This is a genomic window from Sphaerisporangium sp. TRM90804 (assembly GCF_029846175.1).
GTDB lineage: Bacteria > Actinomycetota > Actinomycetes > Streptosporangiales > Streptosporangiaceae > Sphaerisporangium.
This window is the reverse complement of the sequence record NZ_JARWAC010000031.1, coordinates 177,614-191,610: the sequence shown is the minus strand read 5'-3', so window position 1 is coordinate 191,610 and position 13,997 is coordinate 177,614. Positions and strand designations below refer to the sequence as shown.

At 74.0% G+C, this 13,997-nt stretch carries 13 protein-coding genes; 8 read left to right on the top strand and 5 right to left on the bottom strand.

Translation table 11 applies throughout. The features are described 5' to 3' along the window. Positions 1-1,011 precede the first annotated feature (1,011 nt). On the bottom strand, positions 1,012-1,635 hold the full coding sequence (locus tag PYR91_RS33200) for a hypothetical protein (RefSeq protein ID WP_279786412.1): 624 nt from the start codon (positions 1,633-1,635) through the stop codon (positions 1,012-1,014). 411 nt (positions 1,636-2,046) lie between these two features. Between PYR91_RS33200 and PYR91_RS33195 the strand changes: the two genes are divergently transcribed. Next, complete coding sequence (locus PYR91_RS33195) at positions 2,047-3,288, top strand: hypothetical protein (RefSeq protein WP_279786410.1); 1,242 nt, start codon at positions 2,047-2,049, stop codon at positions 3,286-3,288. Positions 3,289-3,443: 155 nt separating this feature from the next. Here PYR91_RS33195 and PYR91_RS33190 read toward each other — a convergent pair whose 3' ends face one another. After that, positions 3,444-4,388, bottom strand: a complete 945-nt coding sequence (locus PYR91_RS33190; RefSeq protein WP_279786408.1) for an MBL fold metallo-hydrolase — start codon at positions 4,386-4,388, stop codon at positions 3,444-3,446. 195 nt (positions 4,389-4,583) lie between these two features. Here PYR91_RS33190 and PYR91_RS33185 point away from each other — a divergent pair, with 195 nt between their 5' ends. Next, a complete protein-coding gene (locus PYR91_RS33185) occupies positions 4,584-5,081 on the top strand; it encodes a single-stranded DNA-binding protein (protein ID WP_279786406.1) in 498 nt (165 codons plus the stop codon). 77 nt (positions 5,082-5,158) lie between these two features. On the opposite strand, the gene PYR91_RS33180 is transcribed toward PYR91_RS33185, so the two are convergent. Continuing rightward, complete coding sequence (locus PYR91_RS33180; RefSeq protein WP_279786404.1) at positions 5,159-6,421, bottom strand: DUF1015 domain-containing protein; 1,263 nt, start codon at positions 6,419-6,421, stop codon at positions 5,159-5,161. Positions 6,422-6,537: 116 nt separating this feature from the next. Between PYR91_RS33180 and PYR91_RS33175 the strand changes: the two genes are divergently transcribed. Then, positions 6,538-6,969, top strand: coding sequence for a tetratricopeptide repeat protein (locus PYR91_RS33175; RefSeq protein WP_279786402.1), 432 nt, complete (start codon positions 6,538-6,540; stop codon positions 6,967-6,969). A gap of 211 nt (positions 6,970-7,180) precedes the next feature. Beyond that, on the top strand, positions 7,181-8,218 hold the full coding sequence (locus PYR91_RS33170; RefSeq protein ID WP_279786400.1) for an HAD-IIA family hydrolase: 1,038 nt from the start codon (positions 7,181-7,183) through the stop codon (positions 8,216-8,218). Positions 8,219-8,371: 153 nt separating this feature from the next. Here the strand turns inward: PYR91_RS33170 and PYR91_RS33165 are convergent, their stop codons facing one another. Both PYR91_RS33165 and PYR91_RS33160 read right to left on the bottom strand, forming a co-directional pair. Beyond that, positions 8,372-8,572: a hypothetical protein gene (locus tag PYR91_RS33165; protein ID WP_279786398.1), complete on the bottom strand. Its 201-nt coding sequence runs from the start codon at positions 8,570-8,572 to the stop codon at positions 8,372-8,374. Positions 8,573-8,682: 110 nt separating this feature from the next. Beyond that, on the bottom strand, positions 8,683-9,030 hold the full coding sequence (locus tag PYR91_RS33160; protein ID WP_279786397.1) for an SCP2 sterol-binding domain-containing protein: 348 nt from the start codon (positions 9,028-9,030) through the stop codon (positions 8,683-8,685). Positions 9,031-9,409: 379 nt separating this feature from the next. On the opposite strand from PYR91_RS33160, the gene PYR91_RS33155 reads away from it, so the two are divergent. The 4 genes from PYR91_RS33155 (at position 9,410) to recN (ending at position 13,978) form a co-directional block, all read left to right on the top strand. Further along, complete coding sequence (locus PYR91_RS33155) at positions 9,410-9,742, top strand: hypothetical protein (protein ID WP_279786395.1); 333 nt, start codon at positions 9,410-9,412, stop codon at positions 9,740-9,742. Between the two features lie 94 nt (positions 9,743-9,836). Continuing rightward, positions 9,837-10,655, top strand: a complete 819-nt coding sequence (locus PYR91_RS33150; RefSeq protein WP_279786393.1) for a TlyA family RNA methyltransferase — start codon at positions 9,837-9,839, stop codon at positions 10,653-10,655. Positions 10,656-10,866: 211 nt separating this feature from the next. Further along, positions 10,867-11,775 carry an NAD kinase gene (locus tag PYR91_RS33145; RefSeq protein WP_279786391.1) on the top strand — a complete coding sequence of 303 codons (909 nt, stop codon included), beginning with the start codon at positions 10,867-10,869 and terminating at the stop codon, positions 11,773-11,775. A 478-nt stretch (positions 11,776-12,253) separates the two neighbouring features. Continuing rightward, positions 12,254-13,978 carry a DNA repair protein RecN gene (gene recN, locus PYR91_RS33140; RefSeq protein WP_279786389.1) on the top strand — a complete coding sequence of 575 codons (1,725 nt, stop codon included), beginning with the start codon at positions 12,254-12,256 and terminating at the stop codon, positions 13,976-13,978. The last annotated feature ends 19 nt before the right edge of the window (positions 13,979-13,997 follow it).

Here is a 13,997-nt window from a genome sequence, read left to right as displayed (position 1 = left end):
ATTGTGGGTGGCTCCCTCGCGTTGTTCCTGTTCGCTGGTCGTGTGTTGAGGGCCGTCCACGGTGTGGGCGGCCCTTTCGCGTTCACCGGCCCTTTCCCGCCGGAGCCTAGGTCGCCGGCCATTCCTCCTGCTCAGCTGGGACGTCTCGGCGGCTTCGCAGCCTTGCTAGGCTGATGGTGCCGGGCCACCCCACCACGGGTGGCCTTCGTCGCGAAAGGCGCCAAGAGCGCGCCGGCGACCGGCGGGAGGCTGTGCCCCGCGGCCGCGCGACCATCCCTCCGCACACGTCGGCGTGATGGATCAACGCGGAACACGGCGGACGCGGTGAGCTAGCAACGAAGGACAGAAGTGAACAGAGATAACGGACGTGAGGATTCGGACCGCCCCGAGCAGGGTGGCGCCCCCTCGGCTGGTGACTCCGGCCGGTCTCGGGGAGACCGCCCCGAGCGCGGTCGCGGAGATCGGGCGGGCGGTGACGCCGCCCCTGAGCGCGCCGGCGGCGGGCGTTCCCCCGGCGACGGCCCGAGGTACGGCGAGCGCCGCGACGGGCGCCCTTCGGGCGCGTACGGATCCCGCGACCGTGACTCTCGGGGAGGTCGCCCGTTCCAGCGTGACGACCGCGGAGACAGGCCGGGCCGAGACTCTGGCCGTCCCGCCGGCGGCGGCTCGTACGGTGCGCGTGATGATCGTCCGTCCGGCGGCGGTGGTTCCTACGGTGCGCGCGGTGACCGCCCCTCTGGTGGCGGTTCCTACGGTGCCCGTGGTGACCGCCCGTCCGGCGGCGGTGGTGGTTCCTACGGTGCGCGCGGTGACCGCCCCTCCCCCGGCGGTTCCTATGGCGCCCGTGGCGATCGCCCGTCTGGTGCTGGTTCCTACGGCGCCCGTGGTGACCGCCCCTCTGGTGGCGGTTCCTACGGTGCGCGCGGTGACCGTCCTCCCTATCGGGACGGCGGCCGGCCCGAAGGCGGGTATGCCGACCGGCGTGAGGGCCGCCCGAGCGGCTCCTACGGATCACGCGACCGTGACGACCGCGGCGGACGCCCGTTCCAGCGTGACGATCGGCCCGGCCAGGGGCCGCGTCCCTACAACCGTGAAGGCGCGGGCCGTGACGACCGCGGCTACCGTGGCGACGCGGGCGGCGGCCGTCCGGCGGGCCGTGACGACCGCTCCTTCGACCGCGGTGACCGCGGCGGCCAGGGCGGGCGCCCTTACGACCGCGACCGCCCCGCGCGGGGCGGAAGCGGTTCCTACGGCGACCGCCCCCCCTACCGCGACGGCGGCCGGCCCGATCCCCGTCCGGATGACCGCCGCGAGGGTCGTCCCTCCGGCGCTCCCGCATGGCGCGACCGCGGCGAAGGCGACCGGCGTCCTCCGGACCGCGGCGGGTACCGCAGCGGCGGGGGCCGCCCTGACGACCGTGGCGGCTCCTCCTTCCGGCGCGACGACCGCCGTGGCCCGGCCCCGCGTTCGTTCGATCGCGGGGACGACCGTGGCCGCCCCGGCGACTCCGGCGACCGCGGCGGGTACCGAGGCGGCCCCCGTTCCGGAGACCGCCCCGACCGCGCCGACCGCCCTGGTTACGGCGACCGCGGCGACCGCGGCGGATACAACCGTCGTGACGATCGCCCCGACCATGGGTCCCGCTCCTTCGGCTCCGAGGGACGCGCCGACCGGCCCGGGCGCGCCTACGACCGCGACGACCGCGGCGGGCGAGACGACCGCGGCGGCCGCGAGAGCCGTCCGTTCCAGCGCGACGATCAGCGCGGCCCCAGGCCGTTCAGCCGCGACGACCGCGCGCCCCGCGACGACCGTGGCCCCCGCGACGACCGTGGGGCCCGTGAGAACCGCCCGTACGGCGGCGACCGGGCACCCGGGCAGCGCGACGGGTACACGTCCGGGCCCCGGGCGAGAGACGAGCAGGGCGCCCGCCCCTTCCGTGACGGCGGGTCCCGCCCGAGTGGCGAGGGCACCCGAGGCAGGTACGGCCGCGAGCAGGACCGCCCGTACGGCCGCGACGACGACGCCCGGCGCGAGCAGCGTCCCGAGATGCCCGAGCTGGCGGCGGACATCACGCCCGACGAGCTGGAGAAGGAGATCCGGGACGAGTTGCGCTCGCTCCCGAACGACCTCGCCGACCTGATCGCCTGCCACCTCGTGGCCGCGGAACGCGCTCTCGGCGACGACGACGCCCCGCTCGCCTACGAGCACGCCAAGGTGGCGCGCCGGTTCGCCGCCCGCATCGGGGTGGTGCGCGAGGCCGTCGGCATCGCCGCCTACCGGGCCGGGCAGTACGCCGAAGCCCTCAGCGACCTGCGGGCCGCACGCAGGCTCACGGGGTCCGACGAGTACCTCCCGATCCTGGCCGACTGCGAGCGCGGCCTCGGTCGCCCCGAGCGCGCGCTCGACCTGGTGCGCTCTCCGGAGTCCGAGCGGCTCGACCGCGTGGGACGGGTCGAGCTGGCCATCGTCGAGTCCGGCGCCCGGCGCGACCTTGGGCAGAAGGACGCCGCGGTGATCACGCTGCAGCGGCTGCCCGAGCTTCGCGGACTGGAGCCCCGCCCGTGGTCGGCCCGCCTCGCGTTCGCCTACGCGGACGCACTGGCCGACGCCGGTCACGAGAGCGCCGCGGCCGACTGGTTCGAGCGCGCCATGACGTTCGACGAGGACGGCGAGACCGACGCCGCGGAGCGCTACGCCGAGCTCACCGGCATCGCCATCGATGACGTGGAGGACGACGCCGAGGGCCTCGACATCCTGGACGACGAGGAGGCTCCCGTCGCCGGCGTCCGCCTGGACCCCGCGCCGGCGGAGGTGGACGACGCCGTCCACGACCTCGGCGAGCGACCCGCGGAGACGGGCGCGGTGGATGCCGGCCAGGCCGTCGAGGAAGCGTCCGCCGAGGGCGAGATCGACACGGCCGGGCGGGACGACGTCGTCGAAACCGACCTCCATGAGGTCGAGGACGACGAGGACGACGAGGACGACCTCGGCACGGCGGGCTCGGACGTGCTGGACGACGACGAGGACGCACCCGAGCCGGTCGTGGCCGAGCCGGCAGTGGCCGAGGCGGAGCCCGAGGGGGGCGAATCCGGCGAGTGGTCCGACGCCCCCGCTGAGGGGGCGGAGGAGTCACCCGCGGCGACCTCCGGAGCGAAGGCCACGAGGCCGGAGCCCGGCATGGCACCCGCGTTCATCGAGCCCGATTTCGGGGTTTCGGCCGGGGGTGTCGCGGGGGATGTTCTCGACGACGACTTCGAGGACGTGAAGCCCGACAGGCGTGACATGTGACACCCGAAGCCCCACGGACATAGATCGCAGGGCGAGGGGTGGTGGGCGCCGCCTAGCGTGAAGGCGTGCGGCGCCCGCCATTCATCGTTCCCCTGTGGGCCGGAAGTAAGCCTGCCCGCGCGAATCCGGCCCCGAAGGCTTCCCGTCCGGGGAGTTCAGGGCGTGTCCGGGTGCTCCCGGCCGAGCCAGTGCAGGATGCCCGCCACGTTCGACGGCGCGCCGCTGAGCAGCTCGAAACGCGCCGCCGTCTCCTCGTCCTCGGCCGCGGAGGCGAGCGCGGCGTACCGGTCGCGTGTCCGCTCGTGGACCATCGCGACGGCGTGGTCGAGGTCCAGCCCTTCCGCGTGCGCCTGACGGGTCGCGTCCACCCACACGCGCAGTTCCTCGGCGCTGCGCTCCAGCGTGGGGCCGACGTCCGCCACGGGGCCGTAATGGCTGAACAGCAGCCGCTGAGGGCCCAGGGCGCCGAACAGCGCGACCGAGTCGAGCGCCGTCCGCAGGTCGAAGTCCGGGGGAGGCGTCGCGGGACGCAGGTCGCCCGTCTCCGGGAGGTACACCCCCGCCGCGTCACCCACGTACAGGTCGCCGGTGGCCGAGTCGAGCAGGCCGACGTGGTGCTTGGCGTGCCCCGGCGAATAGTGGCTGGAGAGCACGCGGCCGTTTCCGAGCTCCACCGAGCCCACGTCGCCGAGCGCCCGGATGCGGGCCGGGTCGGTCGGGAGCAGGGAGCCGAAGAGGACGTCCAGCTTGTCGCCCCAGACCTTCTGCGCGCTGGCCATGAGACGGGAGGGGTCGGCCAGGTGGCGTGCCCCCTTCTCGTGCACCACGATCTCGGCGGAGGGGTAGAAGCCGGCGATGTCGCCGACGCCCCCGGCGTGGTCGAGGTGGATGTGCGTGACCACCACGGTGGCGAGATCGTCCGGGCCGACGCCGAGCGAGGTCAGCGCGTCGCGCACCACGGGGGCCGACGTGGAGGTGCCGGTCTCCACCAGGCAGGGCCGGTCGCCGAGGATCAGGTATCCGGCGGTGATGCCGGAGTAGCCCGCCATGCGCGTGTCGATCTCGTAGACGTCGCCGCCTAGCGGTGTGACGTTGTCCACTGTGCACTCCCTCGGTTCTCCGTCGAACCCTCCGGCCGGCGCTTACGCAGACGAGCGTAGGGCACGGGCCGCCGGCGGTCAGGAGCCCTCGCTTCGGTCCGCGGGCGCGGTTATCCACAGAACGGCGATCGGCCCGTCGCGCCGCCGCCGGCCGGCCCGACACTGATCCCGTCCAGAACCACGAGAGGGGATCCCATGCATCGCAACGAGGTGACGCTGGTCGGCCGTGTCTCCCGGCCGCCGGCGGGCAAGGAGCTGCCGAGCGGCGACCACATGATCAGCTGGGGCCTCGCGGTCCGCCGGCCGTCCGGTCATCCGAGCGGCAAGAAGGCCGACGGCATCGCCTGCGTCGCGTTCGATCCGGAGGTCAACGCCCTGGTGGCCCAGTGGCTCGTCGACGACGTCGTCAGCGTCGAGGGCGCGTTGCACCAGAGGTTCCGGGCCACCCGCGGCGCCGGAGCCAGCACGTACGAGGTGGAGGTCCACCGGGCGGAGAGGCTCCTTCCCGGCCGTCGCACTCCGCGCGCCGCGACCGTCGACCAGCCCGCCGGCCCCGACTCTGAAGAAGCCGGGCCCCGTGACGCCGGCCACAGGCAGGCTTCTCAAGAGCCCGGCCGCGAGGACGGCGGCCCGGTCGCCGGGCCGGGCGACATGGCCGGAGCCGGGCGGGGCGTGCCCGGGGTGCCGGCGTGAGGCCGGCGGGGTGGCGCCCGGGCCGGTGGGCTGAGAGACGGCCGGGTGTCGCGGGCGAGGCCGCCGCGTTGCGGCGGTCAGTCGTCGGCGAAGGTGCGCAGCAGCAGGCCTGTGCGGGGTTTCGGCCCGAACGAGGTCGACTTGCGCGGCACCCGTTCGCCCTCCGCCGCCACCGCGAGCACGTCCTGCACGGCCAGGGGCGGCACGATCACCGCGGTGCCCGACTGGGCGCGGGCTCGGCGTATGGCGAGCCGGGCGTCGTGGTGCACGATCTGCACGGTCTGCTCGTCGTCGTGCATCCCCCACACCTTGGGCAGCAGGAACTCCGAGAGGATCGACGTGGCGAGCGAGTTCCACCGCTCCGACCGCGACGTGGGCATCGCGTGGTTGACCTGCACGGGGTCGGGGTCGGTGAGCAGATGGCTCGGGCCCTCGCCGGCCAGCACGAACGCCGGGCCCGTCGCCTCGGCGAGCGCGGCCAGGGCCGCCTCCTCCTCCGGGTACTCGTGCACCCGCCAGGCGCCCTTCGACCTGGCCACCGCCTCCTCCAGCGAGAGGCCGGGAATCACCCGGTGGATGGCCTTCAGATCCGGGGGGTAGGCCGTCGAGTCCACCAGCAGGGCCAGTCCGTAGTCCCACGGGCCGGGGCCGCGCCCCTCGGCGTGGTACTCCCGCTGCAAGGCCAGGTAGGTGGCGTAGCGGTGATGCCCGTCGGCGATCAGTGCCCGCCGCTCGCGCAGCTCTCCGGCGATCATGTCCTGCTCGGCGGGCTCGGTGAGCGCCCACAGGCGGTGGCCGATGCCGTCGCCCGTGCGCACGTCGACCAGCGGCGAGCGGTTCGACGCCACCTCCTCGATGAGGCGGGCGATGCCCCCGGCGCCCTCGTACAGCAGGAAGATCGGTTCGAGATTGCTCTCGGTCGTGCGCATCAACGCCAGGCGGTCGGCCACCGTGGCCGGCATCACGTCCTCGTGCGGCATGATCACGCCGTCACGAGGATCTGAGAGGCCGAGATCGCCGATGAGACCCCGGATCAGGATGCCGGGGCCGCGCTGCTCGTAGACGTACAGGGCCGGGAGCTCGTCGGTGGCCAGCACGCCCTCGCTCCGCCACGACAGCAGCGTCTCGCGCGCCTGCGCGTAGTGCCGCCGGTCGGCCCCTGGAAGGATCAGCCGCACCACGTTGTTGGGATGGGCGTCCAGCAGGGCTTGGACGTCCTCCGGCGCGATGAGGTCGTACGGTGGGGAGGTGACCGCAGCTCGGTCGTCCACTGTGAAGCGCACAGCGTGGAAAGGTCGCAGTACCAGCCCGTCTGGCGACGGCAGTTCAGGAATCGCCATACCGGGCATGGTGCCATAAAAGCCTGAGTCGCTCAGAGACAGCCCCGACGTTCCCAAGAACTGCCCGGCTCGGCAGGAAGCCGGGACTACCTGTCGTCTGAAGGAGATCTCGAACGATGATGCAGGCCCAGAACGGCCCTTTTGACAGCAACAGCCCTGATTCCCCTGGCCCGGTGGGAGACGTCTACGAGTGGTTTCAAAGGGGCATGAAACTGCTGAAAGATGGCAGCCCAGCCGCGGCTGCGGCGATACTGGCGCGGGCCGCCGACGCGGAGCCGGAATCCCGCAGTATCCGCGAAGCCCTGGCCAGGGCGCAGTTCAACTCCCGCCGTTACGAGGACGCCGCCGACAACTTCCGGTGGATCGTCAAGGCCAACCCGACCGAGGACTACGCCTACTTCGGCCTCGGCATGGCGTTGTGGCGCACCGGCGACATGGAGGCGGCCCAGGAGCCCCTCACCATCGCGGTCGCGATGCGCCCCGACCTGCGCGACTACGTCTCCGCGCTGAAACAGGTCAGAGCCACCCTGCAAGCGAGACAGGCCTGAGATGATCCGAGGGGGAGACGACAAGCCCGGCGCGGGTGCGCCGGCCGAAAGTGAGTCGAAGTCGCCTGCCGGGCGTGTCGGGCCTGAGACGGGCCGAGTTCGGAACGAGGAGCCCGGTACGGGTGCGGTTGGTGACGGTGAGCCGGAGTCGGCCGTCGGGCGTGTCGTGGCCGAGACGGGTCGAGATCGGAACGCTGGGAAGGGCGCGGACGTGGTGGACGACGGGGTGCCGGGGAACACGCTGATCGAGGGGTACGACGTGCTCCTGCTCGATCTCGACGGAGTCGTCTACCTTGGTCGCGAGGCTGTGAAGGGCGCGCCGGAAGCCCTCGCCGAGGCCCGCGAGTCGGGGGTGCGGCTCGCCTACGTCACGAACAACGCATCGCGCACTCCTGGGGCCATCGCCGAGCATCTGGTCTCCATCGGGGTTCCGGCCACGCCAGACGACGTCGTGACCTCCGCGCAGGCGGCGGCACGGCTGATCGCCGAGCGCGTCCCGGCCGGCTCGGCCGTGCTGGTGGTCGGCGGCATGGGGTTGCGCCGGGCGCTGCGCGACCACGGCCTGCGCCCGGTCACGGTGGCGTCCGAGGAACCCGCGGCCGTCGTCGAGGGCATCGCGCCCGACATCTCCTACGGTCTCCTGTGCCAGGGGGCGCTGGCCGTCCGTCAGGGAGCCTGGTTCGTCGCGGCCAACGCCGACACGACCATGCCCACCGATCGCGGCGTGCTGCCCGGCAACGGGTCGATGACCCGCGTGATCACCACGGCGACCGGGGTGGAGCCCGTCGTGGCCGGCAAGCCCGAGCCCCCGCTGCACCGGGAGTCCGTGCTGCGCACCGGGGCCCGGAGGCCGCTGATCGTCGGGGATCGGCTGGACACCGACATCGAGGCGGCGACCCGGGCGCAAGTCGACAGCCTGCTGGTCCTCAGCGGCGTCACCGGCCCCCTCGACCTGCTCACCGCGCCTCCCGAGCACCGCCCCACCTACATCGCCGCGGACGTCTCCGGCCTGCACGCCCCTCCAGCGCGCCCCGAACGCCATGGTGACGCGTGGACCCTCGGCGGTTGGGAGGCCCGCTGGGACTCCACCGGCCTCCGTCTCACCGGCAGCGGCGCCCCCCTGGACGCCCTGCGCGCCGCCTGCGCCGCCGCGTGGTCCCACGCCGGCCCGGCCCGCGCCGAGGAGGACTCCCTCAAGGAGGCCCTGGAAATCCTGAACGCCGCCACGACCGCCAATGACCACCGCTGAAGGACCGCGCGACGACGCCCCCATGGACTCTGCCAGCCCGAAGCCGGACCTTGCGCCAGCCGGAAGAGCCTGGGGGCGGCGACCACCGGTCGCGCAGGCGTCCGAGCCTGCAGCAGTGATCACACCGGTCCAGGGGCTCGAGAGTCGCCGCAGTCAGCGCCGTCCCGCCGGTGGGCCGTCGCGGCTGCCGCTGTAGACCTGGTGGCAGCCCACCACCGGCCGTAAGGGGCCCGGGCCGGTAATGGTGATCTCATCGGGCTCGGGGTTGTGACGGTCGCCGCCGCGGGAGCCGTCCTTAAGGCGGCCGGCGCCGTCGTCACGGTGATCGTGCGCGGCGGTGCGCTCGTCGATCATGTTGGGGGCGCGCCGGCTTTGGTGGGTGCTGCCGGCTCACGACGTGGTGGTGCCCTGTGGGGGAACCGCGGTGGTGGGGGCGAGAGGGCTGCGCGACCGGCGCGGCGGGGTTACAGGAGTTTGCGCAGGCGGAGCAGGTCTCCGAGGCTGGCGTCGATCTTGACGCGGCCGCCGAACAGGGCCTTGGCCATGTCGAGTTCGCCGTTCACCATGGCCAGCAGGTCGTCGCTGGAGATCTTGATGCGGACCTCGGCCGGGCGCCCGTCCGCCGGAGGGTCCTGCGTGAAGGAGTCCAGGCCGCCCTGGTGGATGCGCCCGTAGAAGGTCACCTCCAGGTCCGTGATCCGGCAGCTCAGCCTTCTGTCCACGACGTGCTTGGAACGGGTCTCCCCGTCAAGCTCGCCGAACTGCTCGCCGAGCTTGTCCAGTGCCGCCCGGCACTCATCGACGCTCGCCATGCGTGGCCCCCTCTCTCATCCGCCGAGGCTCCTCCGACCTAGGGCAAGGTAGCGTTTCCCTTGAGTACTACGCGAAATCCGGCGCGCGGGGGCGCCCGGGCCGAGATGAGCATCGACGGAGTCGCTGCTTCGGATACGGTCGGGGCTGGGCCGTCGCGCGGGCGGCGGCCACCCGGCGCGGCCTCTCCATCATGGCCGTGAACGGCGCCGCGACCAAGGACCACCCCGCGGGCCCGCTCGCGCCGGTCCGCGGCCGGCCGCCTCGTGCGCGCCAGGTGGCAGTGGCATATGGTCAGCCGGCCCGGGCGGCCCCCGTCCCACGCGTGGACGGCGGCGCCATGGCCGGGCAGAGGACGAGGCAGGCGGCTGGAGAGGGCGGATGACGGAGAGCGGCGAGGCTCCCACACGTGTCCCCGAGGCCCGTGACGTGGTTCCCGAGGCCCGGGGCGTGAATCCGGGGGCCCGGGGCATGGTCCCCGAGGCCCGGGGCTCGATCCCCGAGGCCCGTGACATGGTTCCCGGGGCCGGGGGGCGGATGCCTGAAGGCATGGCCCCGGCGCGGGTTCCGGAGGGTCTGGATCGGCTGGCGGGGCTCGGCGGTGTTCCCGTGCGGGAGCACGTGGCGATCTTCGAGGGGGTTCTCACCGGCTTGGAGGCCACCCTGGCCTCGGTCGACGAGGAGCCTCCCCCCGCCGAGAACGGGCGCCGGTGACGGGCGCGCACCCCACCCAGGGCCCGCCGGACAGCGTGCCGCCCCCCGGCACGGGGCGGGTGCCGCGCGGTCGCACGGTGCGGGGAGGGGTTCGTTGAGCCGGCGGATGCGGCTGGACACCGAGTTGGTGCGGCGAGGGCTGGCGCGGTCGCGGGAGCACGCCGCCGATCTCATCACCGGCGGCAGGGTCAGTGTCGGCGGGCGCACCGCGGCCAAGCCGGCGACGCAGGTGGACACCGCTTCGGCGATCGTCGTGGCCGAGCCGGCCGCCGGGCCCGACTACGTCTCCCGGGGCGCGCACAAGCTGCTCGGCGCCCTGGAGGCGTTCGGCCCGCGCGGCCTGTCGGTCACCGGCCGCCGGTGCCTGGACGCCGGCGCGTCCACCGGCGGGTTCACCGACGTGCTGCTGCGCGCCGGCGCCGCCCACGTCCTCGCCGTCGACGTCGGATACGGGCAGCTCGCGTGGTCGCTGCGCACCGATGAGCGGGTCACGGTGATGGAGCGGGTCAACGTCCGCGAGCTGACCGCCGACATGGTGGGCGAGCCGCCCACGCTGGTCGTCGGCGACCTGTCGTTCATCTCGCTGCGCCTGGTGCTGCCCGCCCTGGCGGCGTGCGCGGCGCCGGCCGCCGACCTGGTGATGCTGGTGAAACCGCAGTTCGAGGTGGGCAAGGACCGCGTGGGCGCCGGGGGGGTCGTGCGCGACCCGGCGCTGCGGGAGCAGGCCGTGCGCGACGTCGCCGCCTCGGCCGCCGCGCTGCCGCTGACCGTCCGGGGAGTCACGGCCAGCCCTCTGCCGGGCCCGTCCGGCAACGTCGAGTACCTCATCTGGCTCGGAAAGGGCCCCGGCCCCGCCCCGGTGGCCGACCTCGGGGCCGAGATCACCCGCGCGGTCGCGGAAGGCCCCCGGTAGTGCCCCGACGCGGTGCCCGCCGGGGAGGGTCTTGCATCGGAGGTGAGATCGAATACGGTCGCGGAGGGATCTTGGCGTGGGCGGCAGTAGTGTCTGCCCCCGGGAGCCCGGCGGCTTCCGCCGGGGGCGGGGCGCGCATGTGCGCGACCGGGAACGCCGGCACGGCATCGCCGGGCCGGCCGAGCCTGCCCGGCGGACGAGCGGAGCGAACATGAGTGACACCAAGCGGACGGTGATGATCACCGCACACACCGGTCGCGAACCGGCCGTGGCCAGTGCCCGTCTGGTGATCGACAGGTTCCTGGAGGCAGGCGTCACCGTGCGCGTCATACGGGCCGAGGCCGAGGAGATCGGCGCGACCGGCGTCGAGGTCGTCCCGGCCGACCCGTCGGCCGCCGAGGACGCCGAGGTGCTCATGGTGCTCGGCGGGGACGGCACGCTGCTGCGGGCCGCCGAGCTGGCCAGGCCCGCGCGCACGCCCCTGCTCGGGGTGAACCTCGGACACGTCGGCTTCCTGGCCGAGGCGGAGATGGCCGACCTGGACGAGGCCGTGGACCGTGTCGTGACCGGCCGGTACACCGTCGAGGAGCGGATGACGATCGAGGTCAGGGTCCGCGCGAACGGCGAGCTGCTGGCCTCCACCTGGGCGCTGAACGAGGCCAGCGTCGAAAAGCGCGACCGCATGCTGGAGGTCGTCGCCGAGGTCGACGGCAGGCCGCTGTCCCGGTGGGGTTGCGACGGCGTCATCTGCGCCACGCCCACCGGCTCCACGGCCTACGCGTTCTCCGCCGGCGGCCCGGTGGTGTGGCCGGAGGTGGAGGCCCTGCTCCTGGTGCCGAACAGCGCCCACGCGCTGTTCGCGCGCCCGCTGGTGGTGTCCCCCCGCTCCACCCTGGCGGTGGAGCTCCTGCCCGGCACGCCGGGCGGAGTGCTCTGGTGCGACGGCCGCCGCCGCTTCGACCTGCCACCCGGCGCCCGCGTGGAGGTGCGCCGCGGCGGAGTCCCGGTACGGCTCGCCCGCCTGCACGACATCGCCACCACGGACGCCTCCTTCACCGACCGCCTGGTCGCCAAGTTCGACCTCCCCGTGCAGGGCTGGCGCGGCCGCGTGAGGTCCTGACCACGGGGCCGGGCCGGCGCCGCGGGGTTCGATGGACGATCGTCCCCGTGGATTCGCGGGGCGGTCCGCCGGTGGCGGGCGGCGTGTTCTCCTGTGCCCTGCGAGCACCGTTTCGGTGAGTGTGGCTGAGCTGTTTCCCTAGGGCGGGATGGGCCGGTGGGTGCCCTGGGTACGGTGATCGGCGGTCACGCGCCTCCGCGCCGCGGGGGGCGGCGTGGCTGGTGGGGGAGCGGGCCGCAGGGCTCGGGGCGGTGGGGAACCCGGGACGGCGGTGGGCGCGGTGGTGGTGGTCGGTACGGGGCTTAAGAGGAGGGTGTACGGGGTTGGGCGGTGGGCGCGTACCGGGGCGGTCATCGAAAACTCTGGCGATTTCCGCGTAGGATCGACGCGCACGGATGGGCGACCCGGCCGGGCCTCAGGTGGTCAGGCGGCGTTCGCCCGATCGGAAACAGTGCGCTGAAACGGCGGGAGGGACCCAGTGCGGCCACGGGTCGATGAGGTCCGGATCAAAGGGCTCGGCGTGATCGACGAGGCCGTTCTGGAGCTCTCGTCGGGCTTCACCGTCGTCACCGGAGAGACCGGCGCGGGCAAGACGATGGTCGTCACGGGGCTCGGGCTTCTGTTCGGCGGCCGGGCCGACCCCGCCCGCGTGCGGCCGGGCGCCGAACGCGCCACGGTGGAGGGCACGCTGCTGGTGGAGCCCGCGGGCAAGGTGGCCCAGCAGGTGGAGGATCTCGGGGGCGAGGTCGAGGACGGCCGGCTCATCATCGCCAGGTCGGTCTCGGCCGAGGGCCGGTCACGGGCGTGGCTGGGCGGCAGGTCGGTGCCGGTCGGCACCCTCACCTACCTCGCCGACGACCTCGTCGCCGTGCACGGCCAGATGGACCAGCAGCGGCTGCTCCAGCCGGGCCGCCAGCGCGCCGCCCTCGACCGCTACGCCGGCGAGGAGCTCGTCAAGCCGCTGCGTGCCTACACCCAGGCCTACAAGCGTCACAAGGAGGTCGGCGAGACCCTCCAGGAGCTCACCACCCGGGCCCGTGAACGCGCCCAGGAGGCCGACCACCTGCGCTTCGGCCTGGAGGAGGTCGAGAAGGCCGACCCCCGTCAGGGCGAGGAGGTCGAGCTCAAGCAGGAGGAGGAGCGCCTCGCCCACGCCGACTCCCTGAAGACCGCCGCCGTCTCCGCCCACACCGCCCTGCTCGGCGACCCCATGGCCGTCGCCCAGGGCATGCAGGACGCCGTCTCCCTGCTCGGCCACGCCCGCGCGGCGATCGACGCCGTCCGGCAGTTCGACACCGGCCTGTCGGGCATCGGCGACCGGCTGGCCGAGGCCGGCTACCTGGTGACCGACGTGGCGACCGAGCTGGCCGCCTACGCCGAGTCCGTCGACGCCGACCCCGCCCGGCTCGCCGCCGTGCAGGAGCGCCGCGCCCTGGTGACCGGCCTGATCAGGAAGTACGGCCAGGACACCGCCGGTGTTCTGGCCTGGGCCAGGGAGGCCGCGGCCCGGCTCACCGAGCTGGAGGGCGACGACGACCGCATCTCCGAGCTGACGCGCGAGCACGAGGAGCTGACGGCCCGGCTCACCGAGACGGCGGCGGCGCTCACCGCCATCCGCACGAACGCCGCCGAGCGCTTCGGGCAGGCCGTCACCGCCGAGCTGAGCGCCCTCGCGATGCCGCACGCCCGCGTCCTGGTGGCCGTCTCCCCGAGCGGCCAGTTCGGCCCCGAGGGCGCCGACGAGATCGAGCTGCGCATGACGGCCCACCCCGGCGCCCCGGCGCTGCCGCTGACCAAGGGCGCCTCCGGCGGCGAGCTGAGCCGGGTGATGCTCGCCATCGAGGTCGTCTTCGCCGGTGCCGACCCGGTGCCGACCTTCGTCTTCGACGAGGTCGACGCCGGCGTGGGCGGCAAGGCCGCCGTCGAGATCGGGCGCCGCCTGGCCCGCCTGGCCCGCACCGCCCAGGTGATCGTCGTCACCCACCTGCCCCAGGTGGCCGCGTTCGCCGACCAGCATCTGGTCGTCGAGAAGGCCAGCGACGGCAGGGTGGTGCGCAGCGGCGTCACCGCGCTCGACCGCGAGGCGCGCGCCAGGGAGCTGTCGCGCATGCTCGCCGGCCTGGAGGACTCCGAGCTCGGCCGCGCCCACGCCGAGGAACTGCTCTCGATCGCCGACGCCGACAAGTCCGCCGACCGGCCATGATGTCCCGTTCCCGGCCCTC

Coding starts and splice junctions, on each gene's coding strand:
- PYR91_RS33155 (WP_279786395.1), top strand. CDS start 9,410: ATGACGGAGAGCGGCGAGGCTCCCACACGTGTCCCCGAGGCCCGTGAC.
- PYR91_RS33180 (WP_279786404.1), bottom strand. CDS start 6,421: ATGGCGATTCCTGAACTGCCGTCGCCAGACGGGCTGGTACTGCGACCT.
- PYR91_RS33200 (WP_279786412.1), bottom strand. CDS start 1,635: ATGGTCGGGGCGATCGTCACGACGGTTGTATCCGCCGCGGTCGCCGCG.
- PYR91_RS33195 (WP_279786410.1), top strand. CDS start 2,047: ATGCCCGAGCTGGCGGCGGACATCACGCCCGACGAGCTGGAGAAGGAG.
- PYR91_RS33145 (WP_279786391.1), top strand. CDS start 10,867: ATGAGTGACACCAAGCGGACGGTGATGATCACCGCACACACCGGTCGC.
- PYR91_RS33165 (WP_279786398.1), bottom strand. CDS start 8,572: ATGATCGACGAGCGCACCGCCGCGCACGATCACCGTGACGACGGCGCC.
- PYR91_RS33160 (WP_279786397.1), bottom strand. CDS start 9,030: ATGGCGAGCGTCGATGAGTGCCGGGCGGCACTGGACAAGCTCGGCGAG.
- PYR91_RS33175 (WP_279786402.1), top strand. CDS start 6,538: ATGATGCAGGCCCAGAACGGCCCTTTTGACAGCAACAGCCCTGATTCC.
- PYR91_RS33185 (WP_279786406.1), top strand. CDS start 4,584: ATGCATCGCAACGAGGTGACGCTGGTCGGCCGTGTCTCCCGGCCGCCG.